17 protein-coding genes are annotated in these 16,469 nt (G+C 72.2%); 3 read left to right on the top strand and 14 right to left on the bottom strand.

Annotation, left to right across the window (positions count from 1 at the left end; all coding sequences use genetic code 11):
- Positions 1-17 precede the first annotated feature (17 nt).
- From H4F90_RS13290 to mnmG, 4 genes are all read right to left on the bottom strand, one after another.
- The gene (locus H4F90_RS13290) at positions 18-596 is read right to left on the bottom strand and encodes an RBBP9/YdeN family alpha/beta hydrolase (RefSeq protein WP_182665375.1); all 579 of its coding nucleotides are present in this window, start codon (positions 594-596) and stop codon (positions 18-20) included.
- 14 nt (positions 597-610) lie between these two features.
- Positions 611-1,384 carry a ParA family protein gene (locus H4F90_RS13285; protein WP_182665373.1) on the bottom strand — a complete coding sequence of 258 codons (774 nt, stop codon included), beginning with the start codon at positions 1,382-1,384 and terminating at the stop codon, positions 611-613.
- A gap of 116 nt (positions 1,385-1,500) precedes the next feature.
- Positions 1,501-2,160 carry a 16S rRNA (guanine(527)-N(7))-methyltransferase RsmG gene (gene rsmG, locus H4F90_RS13280; RefSeq protein ID WP_182665371.1) on the bottom strand — a complete coding sequence of 220 codons (660 nt, stop codon included), beginning with the start codon at positions 2,158-2,160 and terminating at the stop codon, positions 1,501-1,503.
- Positions 2,157-4,193, bottom strand: coding sequence for a tRNA uridine-5-carboxymethylaminomethyl(34) synthesis enzyme MnmG (gene mnmG, locus H4F90_RS13275; RefSeq protein ID WP_182665369.1), 2,037 nt, complete (start codon positions 4,191-4,193; stop codon positions 2,157-2,159). The genes rsmG and mnmG overlap by 4 nt, the downstream gene beginning before the upstream one ends.
- Before the next feature lie 155 nt (positions 4,194-4,348).
- On the opposite strand from mnmG, the gene H4F90_RS13270 reads away from it, so the two are divergent.
- Complete coding sequence (locus tag H4F90_RS13270) at positions 4,349-4,636, top strand: YkgJ family cysteine cluster protein (RefSeq protein ID WP_182665367.1); 288 nt, start codon at positions 4,349-4,351, stop codon at positions 4,634-4,636.
- A 101-nt stretch (positions 4,637-4,737) separates the two neighbouring features.
- On the opposite strand, the gene H4F90_RS13265 is transcribed toward H4F90_RS13270, so the two are convergent.
- The 6 genes from H4F90_RS13265 to H4F90_RS13240 form a co-directional block, all read right to left on the bottom strand.
- Positions 4,738-4,986 (bottom strand): DUF2061 domain-containing protein, encoded by a 249-nt coding sequence (locus H4F90_RS13265; protein WP_182665365.1) that lies wholly within the window; start codon positions 4,984-4,986, stop codon positions 4,738-4,740.
- A gap of 126 nt (positions 4,987-5,112) precedes the next feature.
- Positions 5,113-6,318: an ABC transporter permease gene (locus H4F90_RS13260; protein ID WP_182665363.1), complete on the bottom strand. Its 1,206-nt coding sequence runs from the start codon at positions 6,316-6,318 to the stop codon at positions 5,113-5,115.
- Between the two features lie 24 nt (positions 6,319-6,342).
- Positions 6,343-7,152 (bottom strand): ABC transporter ATP-binding protein, encoded by an 810-nt coding sequence (locus tag H4F90_RS13255; protein ID WP_328700938.1) that lies wholly within the window; start codon positions 7,150-7,152, stop codon positions 6,343-6,345.
- Between the two features lie 5 nt (positions 7,153-7,157).
- A complete protein-coding gene (locus H4F90_RS13250) occupies positions 7,158-8,654 on the bottom strand; it encodes an alpha/beta fold hydrolase (RefSeq protein WP_182665361.1) in 1,497 nt (498 codons plus the stop codon).
- An 85-nt stretch (positions 8,655-8,739) separates the two neighbouring features.
- Positions 8,740-9,501: a sulfite exporter TauE/SafE family protein gene (locus tag H4F90_RS13245; RefSeq protein WP_182665359.1), complete on the bottom strand. Its 762-nt coding sequence runs from the start codon at positions 9,499-9,501 to the stop codon at positions 8,740-8,742.
- A gap of 307 nt (positions 9,502-9,808) precedes the next feature.
- Positions 9,809-9,982: a hypothetical protein gene (locus tag H4F90_RS13240; RefSeq protein WP_182665357.1), complete on the bottom strand. Its 174-nt coding sequence runs from the start codon at positions 9,980-9,982 to the stop codon at positions 9,809-9,811.
- 435 nt (positions 9,983-10,417) lie between these two features.
- Between H4F90_RS13240 and H4F90_RS13235 the strand changes: the two genes are divergently transcribed.
- Positions 10,418-10,954, top strand: coding sequence for an RNA recognition motif domain-containing protein (locus H4F90_RS13235; RefSeq protein WP_182665355.1), 537 nt, complete (start codon positions 10,418-10,420; stop codon positions 10,952-10,954).
- Positions 10,955-11,078: 124 nt separating this feature from the next.
- Here the strand turns inward: H4F90_RS13235 and H4F90_RS13230 are convergent, their stop codons facing one another.
- The 4 genes from H4F90_RS13230 to H4F90_RS13215 are packed head-to-tail and all read right to left on the bottom strand — an operon-like array spanning position 11,079 to position 14,348.
- Complete coding sequence (locus H4F90_RS13230) at positions 11,079-11,861, bottom strand: SDR family oxidoreductase (protein WP_182665353.1); 783 nt, start codon at positions 11,859-11,861, stop codon at positions 11,079-11,081.
- Complete coding sequence (gene lptC, locus H4F90_RS13225; RefSeq protein ID WP_182665351.1) at positions 11,858-12,691, bottom strand: LPS export ABC transporter periplasmic protein LptC; 834 nt, start codon at positions 12,689-12,691, stop codon at positions 11,858-11,860. Before lptC ends, H4F90_RS13230 begins: the two co-directional genes overlap by 4 nt.
- Positions 12,688-13,287 carry a KdsC family phosphatase gene (locus H4F90_RS13220; protein WP_182665349.1) on the bottom strand — a complete coding sequence of 200 codons (600 nt, stop codon included), beginning with the start codon at positions 13,285-13,287 and terminating at the stop codon, positions 12,688-12,690. The genes lptC and H4F90_RS13220 overlap by 4 nt, the downstream gene beginning before the upstream one ends.
- 26 nt (positions 13,288-13,313) lie before the next feature.
- The gene (locus tag H4F90_RS13215; protein WP_328700935.1) at positions 13,314-14,348 is read right to left on the bottom strand and encodes a KpsF/GutQ family sugar-phosphate isomerase; all 1,035 of its coding nucleotides are present in this window, start codon (positions 14,346-14,348) and stop codon (positions 13,314-13,316) included.
- 106 nt (positions 14,349-14,454) lie between these two features.
- Between H4F90_RS13215 and H4F90_RS13210 the strand changes: the two genes are divergently transcribed.
- Positions 14,455-16,467, top strand: a complete 2,013-nt coding sequence (locus tag H4F90_RS13210; RefSeq protein WP_182665346.1) for a cation:proton antiporter domain-containing protein — start codon at positions 14,455-14,457, stop codon at positions 16,465-16,467.
- Positions 16,468-16,469 lie beyond the last annotated feature (2 nt).

Here is a 16,469-nt window from a genome sequence, read left to right as displayed (position 1 = left end):
GGCGTGGGAAAGGGGGTTCAGCGGCTAGCGGGCAGGCGAGCCGCCCAGGCGTTCAGCCAGGCGCGGCCCTGAGGCCAGTCGCCGAGGCCGGAGTCGGCATTGACATGGCCGAGCGCGCCGGCCTCCCGGACCTCGGCGCCCCAGTCCTCGGCCAGGGCCAGGGCCTGGGGCAGCGCGCAGTAGACCTCGTCGTTGCTGCTGGCCACCAGCAGGGCGGGGAAGGGCAGGCGCAGGCGCTGGACCGGGCGCCAGCTGTGCAGCTGCGGCGGGAGTGGGTCGCGCTCCAGGTCGGGCGGCGCGACCAGGAAGGCGCCTGCCACCCGGCCCGTGTTCCGGCTGTGACTGGCCCAGGCCGCGACCAGATGACAGCCCAGGCTGTGGGCGACCAAGAGCACCGGCAGCTCCTCGCGGGACCGGCTGAGCAGCGTCTCCTCGAGGCGCATCATCCAGTCGCCCCGCAGCGGCTGCCGCCAGTCCGCCTGCTCGACGCGCTGGTCGCCGTGCAGGGCTTCCCAGCGGCTCTGCCAGTGGCCGGGGCCGGAGCCGCCCCAGCCGGGCAGGCTGAGGATGGGGAGGGCAAGGGGGTGGGCAGGCATCGGTCCGGTCACGCTCAGCGCATGGTTTCGATGCGGGCGACCATTTCGCGCGCGAAGCTCACGAATGCCTGCGCGCCGCGCGAGGCCGGGTCGAAGACCACGCCCGGCAAGCCATAGCTTGGCGCTTCGGCCAGCCGCACATTGCGGGGGATGACGGTGTTGAAGACCTTGTCGCCGAAATGCGCCTGAAGCTGCTCACTGACCTGCTGCTGGAGCGTGATCCGCGGATCGAACATCACCCGCAGCAGGCCGATGATCTGCAGCTCGCGGTTCAGATTGGCGTGCACCTGCTTGATGGTGTTGACCAGGTCCGACAGACCCTCAAGCGCGAAGTACTCGCACTGCATCGGCACGATCACGCCATGCGCGCTGCACAGGCCGTTGAGCGTCAAAAGGCTCAGGCTGGGTGGGCAGTCGATCAGCACGAAGTCGTAGTCGGCGGCCACGGCTTCGAGGGCGCGCTTCAGCCGTTGTTCGCGGTGAGGCTGGCCCACCAGCTCCACTTCGGCGCCGGCCAGTTCCCGGTTCGCCCCCAGCACGTCGTAGCCGCCCTGGGGGCTGCGCTGACGGGCCTCGGCGATGCCGGCCGACTCCAGCAGCACGTCGTAGACGCTCAGGGTCAGGGCGCGCTTGTCGACGCCCGAGCCCATCGTGGCATTGCCCTGGGGATCCAGATCGATCACCAGCGCACGCTGGCCGATCTGGGCCAGGCCGGCCGCCAGATTCACGGTCGTCGTCGTCTTGCCGACGCCGCCTTTCTGGTTGGCGATGCAGAAGATGCGGGGCATGGGCGGGGCGCGGTCAGGGGAGGGGACTGCTGCATTGCAGCAGATCGCGAAAGCGGCGGATTGTCCGCGTGCGCTCGTGGCAGGGTCAAGGCAAGAAGCGGCCCCGCGCCGCGGCATCAGCGGCGTCGCATCCAGACGAGGCAGCGTTCGGCGGCCAGGCCGGGCACCTGAAGCGGTTCCACGTGAAACACGTCGATGTCGGCGGGCAGCGCTGCGATCTCCTCGTCGGGCCGCTTGCCCTTCAGCGCCATCCAGCAGCCGTCCTGGGCCAGCAGGTGGCGCGTCCCATCGACCAGGTCGGGCAGGGCGGCGAAGGCGCGGGCCGTCACCAGGTCCCAGGGTCGAGCGGGCAGGCCTTCCACCCGGCCGTGCAAGGCTTCAGCCTGTCGCAGGCCCAGCTCGGCCGCGACCTGGCGGATGAAGCTGGCCTTCTTGCCCACGGTGTCGATGCAGCTGACCTGCAGCGTGGGGCAGGCGATCGCGAAGCTGAGGCCGGGCAGGCCGGCACCGCTGCCGACATCCAGCAGCCGCAGGGGCTTGCCCGCGGCGTGCCGGCGCAGCGCCGGCACGGCGGCGAGGCTGTCGAGCAGATGCTGGCCCAGCATCGCGGCCGGCTCGCGCACGGCGGTCAGGTTGTAGACCCGGGTCCAGCGGGCGATCAGGTCCAGGTGCTGGAGCAGCTGCCGGCGTTGCCCGGGGCTCAGGTCGTCGAGGTGAAGGGCATGCAGACCCGCATCGAGCGCGGAGGCCAGCGGGTGCAGATCAGGGGCGTTCATGCAGGGGTCAGGGGGGTCTCGATGCGTCCGAAGCCAGCGAAGCGGCCCTTCTTCAGGTGCACCAGCAACAGCGAGATGGCGGCCGGCGTGACGCCCGCGAGGCGCGCGGCCTGGCCCAGGGTGGCCGGGCGGTGGCGGTTCAGCTTCTGCCGCACCTCGTGGCTGAGGGCGGTGACGCGGGCGTAGTCCAGGTCGACCGGCAGGGGCAGGTGCTCGTAGTGGGCGGCACGCTCGACCTCGGCGTTCTGCTTGTCGATGTAGCCGGCGTACTTCACGGCGATCTCGACCTGTTCGATCACTGCGTCGGCCAGGGCGGCGCCCAGTTCGGCGCGCAGGGTTTCACGTGAAACCTCCGGGGCGGGCGCCGCCGCCGGGGTGGGGACGATCGTCTGGGCCCGTGCGCTGCGCTCGATTTCGGCCACCTTGTCGAAGTCGATGCCGGGCCGGCGCAGCAGGTCCAGCAGGCTGTGTTCGTGCTCCAAGGCCTTGCCGAGCAGGCGCTCGGCCTCGGCAGCGGGGAGCACGCCCGGGTGCACCCAGCTGCGCTTCAGGCGTTCGGTTTCACGTGAAACCGCGTCGCGCTTGCGGGCGTAGGCTGTCCAGCGCGCCTCGTCCACCAGGCCGAGCTGCCAGCCCAGCTCGGTCAGCCGGGCGTCGGCGTTGTCCTCGCGCAGCTGCAGGCGGAACTCGGCGCGGCTGGTGAACATGCGGTAGGGCTCGGTCACGCCCTGGGTGATCAAGTCGTCGACCAGCACGCCGAGGTAGGCCTGCTCGCGCCCCAGTGTCAGCGGCGCTTGGCCTCGGGCCTGCAGCGCAGCATTGGCCCCGGCGTACAGGCCCTGGGCCGCGGCTTCCTCGTAGCCGGTGGTGCCATTGATCTGGCCGGCAAAGAACAGCCCGGCGATCTGCTGCGTTTCGAAGCTGGGCTTCAGGCTGCGCGGGTCGAAGTAGTCGTACTCGATGGCGTAGCCGGGCCGCAGGATGTGCGCGTCCTCCAGGCCCGGGATGGAATGCACCGCGGCCAGTTGGATGTCGTAGGGCAGGGAGGTCGAGATGCCGTTGGGGTAGACCTCGTGGGTGTCCAGGCCCTCGGGCTCCAGGAAGATCTGGTGGCTGTCTTTGTCGGCGAAGCGGTTGACCTTGTCCTCGATCGAAGGGCAGTAGCGTGGGCCCACGCCCTCGATGACGCCGGTGAACATGGGGCTGCGGTCGAAGCCGCTGCGGATGATGGCGTGCGTCTCGGCCGTGGTGTGCGTGATCCAGCAGGGAATCTGCCGCGGGTGCTGCTCGGCCCGGCCCAGGAAGCTGAACACCGGCATCGGCGTGGTGGCGGGTGTGCCGTCGGGGCCCGGCACGCCGTCGCCGGGCTGGGCGGTCAGGCGGCGGTAGTCGATGGTCCGACCGTCCAGCCGCGGCGGTGTGCCGGTCTTCAGCCGGCCGCGCGGCAGTTGCAGCTCGCGCAGGCGGGCGGCCAGGCTGAGGGCCGGGGCATCGCCGGCCCGGCCACCCTGGTGGTTCTCCAGGCCCACGTGGATGCGGCCGTCGAGGAAGGTGCCGGCCGTCAGCACCACGGTCTTGGCGCGGAAGGCCAGGCCGATGGCGGTGACGGCGCCGACCACGCGCTCCTGCCGGCCGTCGCTTTCCACCAGCAGGTCATCGACCGCCTGCTGGAAGAGCCACAGGTTCGGCTGGTTCTCCAGCCGGTGGCGGATCGCGGCCTTGTAGCGGATGCGGTCGGCCTGGGCCCGGGTGGCGCGCACGGCCGGGCCCTTGGAGCCGTTGAGGATGCGGAAGTGGATGCCGGCCTCGTCGGTGGCCGCGGCCATCGCCCCGCCCAGCGCGTCGACCTCCTTGACCAGATGGCCCTTGCCGATCCCGCCGATCGAGGGGTTGCAGCTCATCTGCCCCAGGGTCTCGATGTTGTGGCTCAGCAGCAGGGTGGCCGCACCCATGCGTGCGGCGGCCAGCGCGGCCTCGGTGCCGGCATGGCCACCGCCGATCACGATCACGTCGAAGAGGGAAGGGGTGCGCATTGCGGCGACTCCATGGGCAACAAGAAAAGCGCCGCGGCGGGGGCCGGGGCGCTTGATGCCGCAATTTTAGGCAGTCCCGCGGAGGGCGTCACCCCGCGCTGCCGGCGTCGTGCCCGCCGGCCCGCTGCACGCGGCCTGCATGCCACACTGGCCCGATGGATTGCCGTCCCCATTGCGCCGCTTGCTGCATCGCCCCCTCGATCGCCGGCCCGATCCCGGCCAGCGCGGAGGCGCCCGGCATGCCCCAGGGCAAGCCGGCCGGCGTGCCCTGCACCCAGCTCGATCCGGCGGGTGCCTGCCGGCTGTTCGGCCGCCCGGAGCGGCCGGCGGTCTGCGCCTCGCTGCAGCCTTCGGTGGAGATGTGTGGCAGCAGCCGTGAGCAGGCCTTGAGCTGGCTGGCCTGGCTGGAAGGGGTCACCCGGCCGGGCGCGCCGCCCAGCTGAGGGCTGGGGCACCCGGCGAATCGGCTGGAGGGCGCGGAGCGGGCCCTTGACGGGGTCCGCGGCCCGCCCGGACGGCAGGGCTCCGCTTCCTCCACACCGGTTCAGGCCCCGAGCGCGACCTGTGCTTCGACCTGCGACGGGCCGGCGGCCCGACGCCCCGCTCGCTGCGCTCGCCAGGCCTGCGCCCGCGGGCTGTCCCAGGCCTTGTCGAAGAAGTAGTGGGCGACGGTGTTGACGAGCGGCTCGACCAGGGTGATGGCGCCGGCCACGGTGAAACTGCCGGTGAGTGCGTAGCTCACGCCGAAGGCGATGCCGAGGTGCATGACGCCGAAGCTTGCGGATTTGGCCATGGGGAGGACTCCGATCTCATCAAGAATGATTCTTGTTGAGCATGGTAGGGAGCCGCCCCGCCGCAAGCCAATCGGGCGGCTTGATCGCCGCGATAAGCCGCGCTGCGGCCCGGCAGGACCGCCGCGTCACTGCACCGCCGCCCGGCGCAGACGCGCTGCCAGCCAGGCCAGGGCGGCCAGGGTCAAGCCGGCCGAAACGGCCAGCGGCAGCAGCAGTTCCAGGGGGCCCAGCGCCTCGCCGCGCAGCACCCGGTTCATCAGGACATGCTGGGCCAGCGCGGGCACGGCGAGCTGCCAGCGGGCCTCGCTGCCTTCGTTGAACAGCGAAGCCAGCGGCAGCAGCGACACCGCCAGGATGAGCACCGCATTGCTGGCCTGGGCCTCCTTGACCGTCTTGCAGCCGATGGCCACGGCCATCATCAGGGCCGACAGGCTGGCCGCCAGCGGCAGCAGAAGCATCAGCAGCAGGACGGCCTCGCGCTCGCCGAACTGGAAGAGAGCGCGCAGGCTGTCGCTGCGGATCAGGGCCTGGGCCGGCAGGAAGCTCAGCACCGACAGCAGCGCGATCAGCATGGCCACGGCCGCGACCGCGCCCCACTTGCCCAGCACCAGGGCCAGGGGCGAGGCCGGCGTGGCCAGCAGGGCCTCGAGCGAGCCGCGCTCGCGTTCGCCGGCGGTGGTGTCCAGCGCCGCGCCGAGCGCGCCATACAGCACCGCCATGATCACGAAGAAGGGCAGGATGCCCGTCACCGGGCCGGCCCGGCTGCCGGCGCTGGAGACATCGTGTTCCTCGATCTCGGCCGGGGCCAGCAGGGCGGGGCTCAGGCCCCGCAGCGCCAGGGCCAGGGTCGCGCGCTCGCGTGTGTAGCCCTCCACCAGCCGACCGATCCGCCCGGCGGCGGCATGGCTGCCGCGCTGGCTGCCGTCGAACAGCACGGTGAAGACCGGCCGGCCGCCTTGCTGGCTCAGGGCTTCGGCCCCCTCGGGAATGAGGAGCACCGGCTCGCCCAGGGTCTGATCGCGCAGCCGCTGCTCGGCATCGGCCGGTGCCGCCACCGCCACCAGGCCCTGCCGCGCCAGGTGCTTGGCCAGGCCCGGCGCATGGGCCAGGCCGAGCACCAGCACCTCGCGCCGCTCGCCCGCGCTTTCCAGCGAAGCCACCATGCTCGACAGGGCGAAGAGCGCCAGCGGCCCCATCAGCACCGCGCTGAGCAGCACGGTCATCAGGGTGCGCCGGTCGCGCAGCGCATCGAACCACTCCTTGCGGAAGACCGCCCAGGCGCCGCGCAGGCGGGCAGAGGGGGCAGGGGCTGAGGAACGGCGGGACGGCATGTTGCAGGAGGGTGTGCGCTCACATCAAAGCGGGCGGGTCGGGCCGGGCATGCCGTCCTGCTGCACATCGCCGAAGGCCAGGCGAACGAAGGCCTCCTCGAAGTCGGCTTCGCCGGCCGCCGCGCACAGCGTCGCCACGCTGCCGCGTGCCACGGTGCGTCCCCGGGCGACGATGACGATCTCGTCGCAGAGCTGGGCGACTTCGCTCATCACGTGGCTGGAGAGCACGATGCACTTGCCGCCGCCGGCCGGGCTGGCCAGATGGCGCAATGTGGCGCGCAGCGCGCGGGTGGCCATCACGTCCAGGCCATTGCTGGGTTCGTCCAGCAGCAGATTGGGCGGATCGTGGATCAGCGCGCGCGCCAGGGCCGTCTTCATCCGTTCGCCCTGGCTGAAGCCCTCGGTGCGGCGATCGAGCAAGGGGCCCAGGGCCAGGGCCTCGTCGAGCTCCTCGATGCGCCGGGCGGTGGCGTCGGGTCCCAGGCCCTGCAAGGCCGCGTAGTAGGCGATGTTCTCCCGCGCACTGAGCCGGGGGTAGAGCCCGCGCGGGTCGCCGAGCACCCCCAGCCGGCCCCGGGCGACCCCCGCGTCGCGCGTGCTGTCCAGCCCGTCGATCCGCACCCGTCCGGCGTCCGGCTGGATCAGGCCCGCCATCATCCGCATCGTCGTGGTCTTGCCGGCGCCATTCGGGCCGAGCAAGCCGGTGATGCGACCGTCCTCGGCGCGGAAGCTGACGTCGCGCACGCCGACGCTTGCGCTCCTGCGCCGCCGCAGCCAGCCGCCGAATCCGCCCCGGCCGGGACCGCCAGGGTAGTGCTTGGCCAGCGATTCCACCTCGATCAAGGGCGGGTCTCCAGCTCGGGCGGCAGGTAGACCGGTGGCCGTGGCATGGCGGCCAGGCAGTGCGTGGCCTGCTTCAGCGCCGGCCCGAGGGCCTCCGCCTCGTCCTCGGCCTCGAGGAAGCGCTGCAGCAGGGGCCGCGCGCAACCCGTGCCCAGCACCCCATGGCCGTGCTGCGGGGCCACCAGATGCCGCACCTTGTCGCCCAGGGCCTCGGCGGCCCGTGCCGCATGGCGGGGCGGTGTCACCGGATCGATCCCGCCGCTGAGCATCAGCACCGGCACGGCGCTGGGGCGCAGCGGCTCGGGCAGGACCGGCGCCCGGGGCCAGTCCGGACAGAGGCTGCGATAGGGCTCGGCCGCCTCGGAGGCCCGGCCCAGCAGGAAATCCTCGGAGCACAGGACTGCAAAGTGCGGCCCTTCGGCTAGGCCGCCGAAGCGATGGCTGAGCGCCGCACCGTGCATCGAGGCCAGGCCGAGCAGGCCTTCGTAGCGGCCGGCTGCCGCATCGGACAGGGCCTGGGGCAGGCCGGCTGCGCTCAGCGGGGTGTAGAGCGTCGCGCGCAGCAGGCTGCGCAGGGCCTCGGGCGTGGGTGACCAGGCCTGGCTGCGGCCGTCCAGCGGATCGCGCACCGCCCTGGCCCGGGGCGGTGCGGCCAGCAGGGCACGGGTCTGCGCGCGCAGCGCCGGAAGGCGGCGCGCGCAGGCCCCGTCCTGTTCGCAGGCGCGCAGGCTGGCGTCCAGGGCGGCCTCGACGTCGTCGGCCTGGCTGTAGGGCAGCCCCAGATCAGGCGGCGCTACCCCGTCCAGCACGACACGGCGAACATGCTCCGGGTGGCGCTGCAGGTAATCCAGGGCGGCTCGGCTGCCGTAGGACACGCCGACCAGGTTCAGCTGGCTCAGCCCCAGCGCGGCGCGCACGGCCTCCACGTCCGCAGTCGCCGAGGCCGTGGCGAAGAAGCGCGGGTCGCCATGCGGCAGCGCCGACCACCCGGCCAGGCAGGCCCGCAGCCGCGCCAGCTGCGCGGCTGGATCGAAGCGAGTGCTCAGCGGCGGTGCGGGCCGGCCAGGCGGATCGTCCGGGCAGCGCAGCGGGGACGAGCGGCCGGTGCCCCGTGCGTCGATGAAGATCAGGTCGCGACGGGTGTTCAGCCGCGCCATCAGGCCCTGCACCTGCGGCGCTGCGCCTATCGCGCTCTGGCCCGGTCCCCCTGCGAAGAAGACGACCGGATCGGCGCGCTTGCGACGCGCCGTGGCCGGCAGCACCGCCAGCTGCACGGTGATCGAAGGCCCCTGAGGCCGCTGCGGATCGAGCGGCCGGAGCAGCTGGCCGCACTGCACCTCGGTCGACACGCCGGGGATGCGGCAGGGGGTCAGGGCCAGCCCGGCCGCAGCCTCACCCGCCAGGGCAGCCAGCAGCAGCCCCGTCAGTCCGGCCCTGCCACGGCGGGGCCAGCGGGCCGTCGGCCGAAGGGCAGGGACAGGACGCGGCGACATCGCGCGGATTCTGGGTGCGTAGGCTGTCGAACGATCTCCGGATCAGCCAGCGGGCGCGCAGGGAAAGTCTCCCGACCCCACGGGCTCAGCGCAGCCAGGCGTCCCAGCCGGTCTTCAGGATCAGGCCGCCCACCACCACCAGGAACATGCCGCGGACGAAGCCTGCGCCGTGCCGCAGGGCCAATCGCGTGCCGAGCAGGCTGCCGGCCACATTCGCGGCCGCCATCAGCAGCGCCCAGCCCCACCAGACGTGGCCGGTCGCGGCGAACAGGGTGAGCGCCGAGGCATTCGCCGCGCAGTTCAGCAGCTTGGCCGAGGCAGAGGCATTCAGAAAGTCGTAGCCCAGCAGCCGAACCAGCAGGAAGACGAAGAAGCTGCCGGTGCCCGGGCCGAAGAAGCCGTCGTAGAAGCCGATCGCCACGCCGATCAGGCTGGCGACCCCCGCCTCGCGCCGCCCCTGCCAGCGTGGGCGGTGCTCGCGGCCGAGATCCTTGCGTGCCAGGGTGTAGGCCAGCAGGCCGAGCAGCAGCAGGGGCAGGGCCTTCCGCAGCCAGGCGCCGTCGAGCTGGGTCACGCACCATGCCCCCGCCAGGCTTCCGAGCAGGGTGGCTGCGGCCGCCGGCAGCAGCGTGCCCCAGGGCAAGGTGACCCGGCGTGCGTACTGCGCGGTGGCCCAGGCCGTGCCCCAGATGGCCGCCCCCTTGTTCGTGCCGAAGAGCGTCGCCGGCGCAGCCTGCGGAAACACGCTGAACAGGGCCGGCACCAGCACCAGGCCGCCCCCGCCGACGATGGCATCGACGAAACCGGCAGCCAGGGCGGCAGCCATCAGGATCAGGGCATCGAGCATGCAGACCAGGGCGAAGCAGGGGGCGGCCGAGTGTCGTCCAGGTCCCGGCGCGGGCATCCGCAAACAAAAAAGCACCGGGGGTTCCGGTGCTTTTCGTCAGCCGCCGTCTTGGCAGCGGTCTGGGGGTGTGCGGTCTGGGCCGTCATCACCGGGCTGCTGGGCGCAGCCCTTCATGTCTCCTCGATCCCCCCGCTTTGCGGATGCCTCCGCAGCGAGTGACGGGAATGTAGGAGCGACGATGGGAGCCGCCGACCCGGTCAAACCCTGAGCCAGCGGCAGCCGTGGCCTGATTGCATCAGGCCTGCATTCACTTGGCCGGGCCGGGATTGGCTTTCAGCCAGGCGGCCATCTCTTCGGGCGAGATGTAGCCATCCTTGTTCGTGTCGATCTTGGTCCAGTCACGGCCGGTCTCCTTGGCCTGGGCCATGACGCCGGTGGCGAAAGCCATCGACATCAGCAGGGCGAGCGTCGTCTTGAGCATGGAGGTCTCCTCGGGTGGTGTGGAAGGCACGGCGTCCTCGGGGGACGCTCCGGTGTGCCGGAGCCTGAAGCCCCGCACCGATCCAGCGTAGGAGCCCGGCTCGGCCCCCACAAGCGCCGCAGCCCCAAGACCGGCCCCATCCGGGACAAGTTCCCAGCCCCTTTCAAGGCCAGGGAAAGCCCTGAAGATGCGCGACCTCGGCCCGGGAATCGCTTTTCTCACCCGCGAAACAACACTTTGTGTGCCTTTCATGCGCAGATCGCTCGCCCAAAGCGCGTCCTTGCTCCAATAATGTGACGGCTTGGATTGGGCGCCCTCTCTTCTCCCCTCTCACAACGGCGTGGCGGTCTCGACAGGTCATAGCTCCATCACAGGCTCGAGGGGTACCGGCTGGTACCGAGATGATTGTTTGAAGTTGGTTGAAAGGCGCTCTCCATGGGCAACAAGCTTTACGTAGGCAACCTGGCCTACTCGGTGCGTGACGAGGAACTCCACGAGGCGTTCTCGCAGTTCGGTTCGGTGACCTCCGCCAAGGTCATGATGGATCGCGACACCGGTCGCTCCAAGGGTTTCGGTTTCGTCGAGATGGGCAGCGATGCCGAAGCTCAGTCGGCCGTGCAAGGCATGAACGGCCAGCCCCTGTCGGGTCGCCCGCTGGTGGTCAATGAGGCCCGTCCCCGTGAAGAGCGCCCCAGCGGCTTCCGTGGCCCCTACGGCGGTGGCGGTTTCAACCGCGGCCCGCGTGAAGGCGGCGGTGGCGGCGGCTACGGTGGGGGTGGTGGCGGCGGTTACGGCGGCGGCGGTGGTGGTGGTTATGGCGGCGGCGGCCGGGGCGAAGGCGGCGGCGGTGGCCGCGGCGGCTACGGCGGTGGTGGCGGCTACGGCGGCGGCGGCCGCGGTGAAGGTGGCGGCGGTCGCGGTGGCTACGGTGGCGGTGGCCGCGGCGGCTACGGCGGTGGCGGCGGTTACTGATCCACCGATGCCGGGGTTCGGCGCGGCAAGCGCCCGGCCCCGTGACGCATGACAACGGCGGCCTCGGCCGCCGTTTTTCATGGGCGTCTCGCCTTCGGTCTGCGCGGTCGCCGCCCGGTTCGCTTCAGTCGGTCTGGCGTGGCTTGCGGCCGCGGCCCGCCAGCAGACGGTCGAACAGCGGATTCGGCAACAGGCGCAGCAGCTTGGCCACCACGCCCATCGGCCGGGGAATGACCCGGTAGCTGTCGCCCCGGACGATGGCCCGGAAGGCCTGTCCTGCGAAGGCCTCGGCCGACATCAGGAAGGGCATGCCGTAGGGGTTGCGCGCCGTCAGCGGCGTGGCCACATAGCCCGGCACCAGGGTCACCACCTGCAGCCCCTGGCCGCGACATTCGCCCCGCAGGCTTTCCAGGTAGGCGACCACGCCGGCCTTGCTGGCGCAGTAGGCGCCGTGACCGGGCAGGCCGCGGATCGCCGCCACGCTGGCGATGCCGACAAGACAGCCCTGGCCGCGTGCGCGCATCGGCCCGAGGAAGGGTTGGAAGGTGGCGGCCATGCCCAGCAGATTGGTCTCCAGCGTGGCACGGAAGACGGCCAGGTCGGCCGCGATGGCCGTGTCCACCCCGATGCTGATCCCAGCGTTCGCGATCACCACATCCGGCAGGCCGAGCTGCGCCAGGCAGGCTTCGCCGGCGGCGATCATGCTGGCTTCCTGCCGCACGTCGGCGGCGAACACGGCCCAGTCGGCCGGGGCCCAGCCCTCCGCGCGACACCAGGTCTCGAGGGCTTCGGCCCGGCGCGCGACCAGGGCCAGCCGCCAGCCGGCGGCATGGAAGCGCCGGGCCAGGGCCTGACCGATGCCGCTCGAGGCGCCGGTGATGCAGACCAGCGGTCGGCTGTCGCTCATGGCAAGGCTGCGGATGCCGCCGAAGCCGGGGGGGCGGCATCCGTCGCCAGCGGCGCGAGCCGGCTGGCGTCCTCCGGCGGCAGGAAGCGGCCACGCACGCCCCCGGCAAGCACCGCAACCCGCTGCACATGGTCGTAGTCCAGGCTGCCGCCGTGCACCTCGCTGCGGCGGTCGCGCAGGGTCACGGGCAGGCTGCTGTGCAGGGTCTTGCGTTCGGGGAAGACATCCAGGCGCTCGCCGAGAAACTCGAGCCGTCCTGCACCCAGGTCGTCAGCAGGCGCGTTTGAAGATAGTAAGCGCTCACGCTGGATGATCACCTTGCCGTTCAGTCGCAATTCGCTGCCGTCCTCCCGGCTCCAGCCGCGTTCGGCCCGGCCGCGCAGCAGCTGGCCCCCGGTGTCGAAGCCGACCATCCGGATCGCGTCGATCTCCAGGGTCTGGGTGTCCGGGTAGTGGCGCAAGGCCTCGCCGGCCAGGCGGTGCTGCAGTCGGCCATCGGCCCCGTAGGCGCTCATCGCGAAGTGCTGCATCGTGTAGTCGGGCACGTGGCGCAGCGCGCGTTCCGGTGCGTCGGCCTCGGGCTCGGGCGTGCTCCGGACCAGCCACCAGCTCAGTCCGGCGAGCACGGCCAGCAGCAGCACCGGCAGCGAGCCCAGCATGGCATCCCAGGCGCGCACGTAGAGCCGCAGCGGCCAGGGGCCGACGGCTGCGGGAGCCCGCGCATCGCGGCGCCGCAGCGGGGCCAGCGGGCGCAGTTCGGCGAAGGGGGCCTCGTCGGCCAGGCCGCTGTCGGCCGGAGCGGGCTCGCCGCTGCGCGGCGGCGGCTTCATGGCCGGGTCCCGTCCAGGGTGGTCAGATGGCCCTGAAGCAGCTCGGCGTAGCGGCCGGCGGCCATCAGCAGCAGGTCGCAGAACTCGCGCCCTGCGCCCCGGCCGCCCTCGGCTGTGGTGATGTGGTGCACGGCCGCACGCACCTCGGCATGGGCGCCGGGCGGGCAGGCGGCAAAGCCCGCCCGCAGCAGCAGCGGCAGGTCGGGCCAGTCGTCGCCGATGGCGGCGACCTCGGACCAGTCCAGGCCGAGGCGGTCGAGCAGGGCCCCGGCGGCGGCCAGCTTGTCGCCGGCGCCATAGACGGCGTGCTGCAGGCCGAGGTCGGCCACCCGGCGCCGGACGGCGGCGGAGTCGCGGCCCGTCACGATCAGCGGTTCGATGCCGCCGCGCGCCAGCAGCTTCAGGCCGTGGCCGTCGAGGACGGAAAAGGGCTTGATCGTCTCGCCTTCGGCCGAGATCCAGACGCTGCCGTCGGTCAGCACGCCATCGACGTCGAAGATCGCCGCGCGCAGGCGGCCGGTCGGGCCCTGGGCGGCCAGCAGCAGTTCGGGCGCGAAGCGCAGGGTGGGGCGGAGCGGGCGGGGCGCGGTGGGCATGGACAGCTCAGGGTGGGCGCCGCGGCTCAGATGACCTTGGCGCGCATCAGGTCGTTGGTGTTGATCGCACCGACCAGCAGGCCGCCGGCATCGACGACCAGCAGGCTGGTGATGCGGTGGGCCTCCATCAGCTCGGCCGCCTCGACGGCCAGCGCGTCGTCGCGGATGCGCCGCGGCGTGGCATGCATCAGCTGCTCGGCGCAGTGGCCGCGCCAGTCGCCGCCCCTCTCGATCAGGCGGCGCAGGTCGCCGTCGGTGAAGACGCCCAGCGGCTGGCCGCTCGCATCGACCACCGCGGTGAAACCCAGGCCCTTGGCGCTCATCTCGCGCAGCATGGTGGTGAAGGGCGTGTCCGGCGCGACGCGCGGCACGGCCTCGCCCGCCCGCATCAGGTCGCGCACATGCAGCAGCAGCTTGCGGCCCAGCGCGCCGCCGGGGTGCGAGCGGGCGAAGTCCTCCTCGCGGAAGCCGCGCGCCTCCAGCAGCGCGACGGCCAGGGCGTCGCCCAGGGCGATCTGTGCGGTGGTGCTGGCCGTCGGCGCCAGGTTCAGCGGACAGGCTTCCTGCTCGACCGCGGTCGACAGGGCGATGCGGGCATGCCGGGCCAGCGTCGAGTCCGACCGGCCGCTCATGGCGATCAGCGGCACGCCCTGGCGCTTGAGCACCGGCAGGATCACGTTCAGCTCGTCGCTTTCGCCGGAGTTGCTGATCGCAATCACCACATCGGCTGCCGTCACCATGCCCAGGTCGCCATGGCTGGCCTCGGCCGGGTGCACGAACAGGGCGGGCGTGCCGGTGGAGGCCAGGGTCGCGGCGATCTTGCGGCCGACATGGCCGCTCTTGCCCATGCCCATCACCACCACCCGGCCGTGGCAGGCCAGCACGGTGGCCACGGCGGCCGCGAAAGCCCCGGCCTGTGGCGGTGCCCCGAGCCCAGCCTGCAGCCTCAGCAGGGCCTGGGCCTCGATGCCCAGCGCGCGCATGCCGGCCTGGACAGCGCGCTCGTCATCGGCGGCGCGATCTCCGGCGCGTGCGGAGCGGGCATCATCGTTCGGTAGCATCGCCTCATTCTAGGTGGCGCCCTTCTTGCGAGCTGCCGCCGCCGGCCGCCGAGCGCGCGGCCCCTCCGCCCCCCGCCGCGCCGGCTGCGCGGACCTGCTGAGCTGCATGGCCTCCACCCTCGACCTGACCCTGCTGTACCTGGTGGCCGCCGTGCTCGGCGTGGTGGCCTGCCGCCTGCTGAAGCTGCCGCCGATGCTGGGCTACCTGGCGGTGGGCGTGCTGATCGGGCCGAATGCGCTGGCCCTGGCCAAGGATTCGGCCGGCATCCGCTACCTGGCGGAGTTCGGCGTCGTCTTCCTCATGTTCGTGATCGGGCTGGAGTTCAACCGGCCCAAGCTGCGGGCGATGCGCACCCTGGTCTTCGGCCTGGGTCTGTCGCAGGTCGGCCTGACCATGCTGGGCACCCTGCTGCTCAATGCCGGCCTGGCCTGGATTTGGACCCACGCGCTGGGCCGGGTCTGGACCCTGGGTTGGTCGCATGCCCTGGCCCTGGGGGCGGCGCTGGCCATGAGCTCCACCGCCATCCTCGTCAAGCTGATGGCCGAGCGCCTTGAGCTGGAAAGCGAGCACGGCAAGCGGGTGATGGGCGTGCTGCTCTTCCAGGACCTGGCCGTGGTGCCGCTGCTGGTGCTGATCCCGGCCCTGGGCGAGCTGGGCCCCGAGGGCGCCGACGACCTCGTCCGCGCCCTGGGCCTGGCCGGCCTGAAGGCCGCCGTGCTGCTGGGTCTGCTGCTGGTCGGCGGCCCGCGCGTGATGCGCTGGTGGCTGACGATGGTCGCCCGCCGTCGCAGCGAGGAGCTGTTCGTCCTCAACCTGCTGCTCGTCACCCTGGGCCTGGCCTGGCTGACCGAGCATGCCGGCCTGTCGCTGGCCCTGGGCGCCTTCGTCGCCGGCATGCTGATCGCCGAGACCGAATACAAGCACCAGGTCGAGACCGACATCCGGCCCTTCCACGACGTGCTGCTCGGCCTCTTCTTCATCACCATCGGCATGAAGCTGGACTGGCGGGTGGTGGCCGAGCACTGGGCCATCGTCGCCCTGCTGACCACGCTGCCGGTGCTCTTCAAGTTCGGCCTGGTCACCCTGCTGGCCCGGGCCTTCGGCGCGGCGCCCGGCACCGCGCTGCGCACCGGCCTCTACCTGGCCCAGGCCGGCGAGTTCGGCTTCGTGCTGCTGGCCCTGGCGGCCCAGGCCGGCCTGATGCCGGCCCGGCTGGAAAGCCCGGTGCTCGCGGCCATGGTCTTGTCCATGCTGGCCACGCCGCTGATCGTCCAGCGCAGCGACCGCATCGTGATGAAGCTGGCCGCCAGCGACTGGCTGATGCAGTCGGTGCAGCTCACCACCATCGCCAAGCGCTCGATCCGTACCGAGGCCCACGTGATCATCTGCGGCTACGGCCGCAGCGGCCAGAACCTGGCGCGCATGCTCGACAGCGAGTCCATTCCCTACATGGCGCTGGACCTCGACCCCGACCGCGTCCGCCAGGCCGCGGCGGCCGGCCAGAGCGTGGTCTTCGGCGACGCCGCCCGGCTCCAGAGCCTGATGGCGGCCGGCCTTGCGCGCGCCACGGCCGTGGTCGTGAGCTACCACGACAGCGCCTCGGCCCTGCGCATCCTGCAGCTCGTGCGCGAGCATGCGCCGCGCGTGCCCGTGGTCGTTCGCACCATCGACGACACCGATCTGGAGAAGCTGCGTGCTGCCGGCGCGACCGAGGTCGTGCCCGAGGCCATCGAAGGCTCGCTGATGATGGCCTCGCAGGTGCTCGCCCTGGTCGGCGTGCCGGTGCGCCGCGTGCTGCGCCTGGTGCAGGCCCAGCGCGAGGCGCGCTACGGCCTGCTGCGCGGCTGGTTCCATGGCGCCGACGACGAGGGCAGCGAGGATCAGGGCCAGGTCCGCCTGGCCACCGTCAGCCTGCCGCTGGCCAGCCGCCTGGCCGGCCAGCCGCTGGAGGCGGCCGGCCTGGCCGTGCTGGGTGTCTCCATCGTCTCCCTCCGCCGCCAGGGCGGTGCGGTGCTGCGGCCGCAGGAAGATCTGCAATTCGGCGGCGGCGACACCCTGGTGCTGTCGGGCCGGCCCGAGGCTTTGGCCCTGGCCGAGGAGAAGCTCTCCAAGGCCTGAGC

Origin of the sequence: Aquariibacter albus (assembly GCF_014145335.1) — a bacterium.
GTDB lineage: Bacteria > Pseudomonadota > Gammaproteobacteria > Burkholderiales > Burkholderiaceae_C > Aquariibacter > Aquariibacter albus.
The sequence above is the reverse complement of the archived record's forward strand: the minus strand, read 5'-3'. Positions and strand labels throughout refer to the sequence as shown.

Coding starts and splice junctions, on each gene's coding strand:
- H4F90_RS13265 (WP_182665365.1), bottom strand. CDS start 4,986: ATGGCCAAATCCGCAAGCTTCGGCGTCATGCACCTCGGCATCGCCTTC.
- H4F90_RS13210 (WP_182665346.1), top strand. CDS start 14,455: ATGGCCTCCACCCTCGACCTGACCCTGCTGTACCTGGTGGCCGCCGTG.
- H4F90_RS13220 (WP_182665349.1), bottom strand. CDS start 13,287: ATGCCCACCGCGCCCCGCCCGCTCCGCCCCACCCTGCGCTTCGCGCCC.
- H4F90_RS13235 (WP_182665355.1), top strand. CDS start 10,418: ATGGGCAACAAGCTTTACGTAGGCAACCTGGCCTACTCGGTGCGTGAC.
- H4F90_RS13290 (WP_182665375.1), bottom strand. CDS start 596: ATGCCTGCCCACCCCCTTGCCCTCCCCATCCTCAGCCTGCCCGGCTGG.
- H4F90_RS13250 (WP_182665361.1), bottom strand. CDS start 8,654: ATGTCGCCGCGTCCTGTCCCTGCCCTTCGGCCGACGGCCCGCTGGCCC.
- H4F90_RS13245 (WP_182665359.1), bottom strand. CDS start 9,501: ATGCTCGATGCCCTGATCCTGATGGCTGCCGCCCTGGCTGCCGGTTTC.
- mnmG (WP_182665369.1), bottom strand. CDS start 4,193: ATGCGCACCCCTTCCCTCTTCGACGTGATCGTGATCGGCGGTGGCCAT.
- lptC (WP_182665351.1), bottom strand. CDS start 12,691: ATGAAGCCGCCGCCGCGCAGCGGCGAGCCCGCTCCGGCCGACAGCGGC.
- H4F90_RS13230 (WP_182665353.1), bottom strand. CDS start 11,861: ATGAGCGACAGCCGACCGCTGGTCTGCATCACCGGCGCCTCGAGCGGC.
- H4F90_RS13285 (WP_182665373.1), bottom strand. CDS start 1,384: ATGCCCCGCATCTTCTGCATCGCCAACCAGAAAGGCGGCGTCGGCAAG.
- H4F90_RS13240 (WP_182665357.1), bottom strand. CDS start 9,982: ATGCTCAAGACGACGCTCGCCCTGCTGATGTCGATGGCTTTCGCCACC.
- rsmG (WP_182665371.1), bottom strand. CDS start 2,160: ATGAACGCCCCTGATCTGCACCCGCTGGCCTCCGCGCTCGATGCGGGT.
- H4F90_RS13270 (WP_182665367.1), top strand. CDS start 4,349: ATGGATTGCCGTCCCCATTGCGCCGCTTGCTGCATCGCCCCCTCGATC.
- H4F90_RS13260 (WP_182665363.1), bottom strand. CDS start 6,318: ATGCCGTCCCGCCGTTCCTCAGCCCCTGCCCCCTCTGCCCGCCTGCGC.
- H4F90_RS13215 (WP_328700935.1), bottom strand. CDS start 14,348: ATGCTACCGAACGATGATGCCCGCTCCGCACGCGCCGGAGATCGCGCC.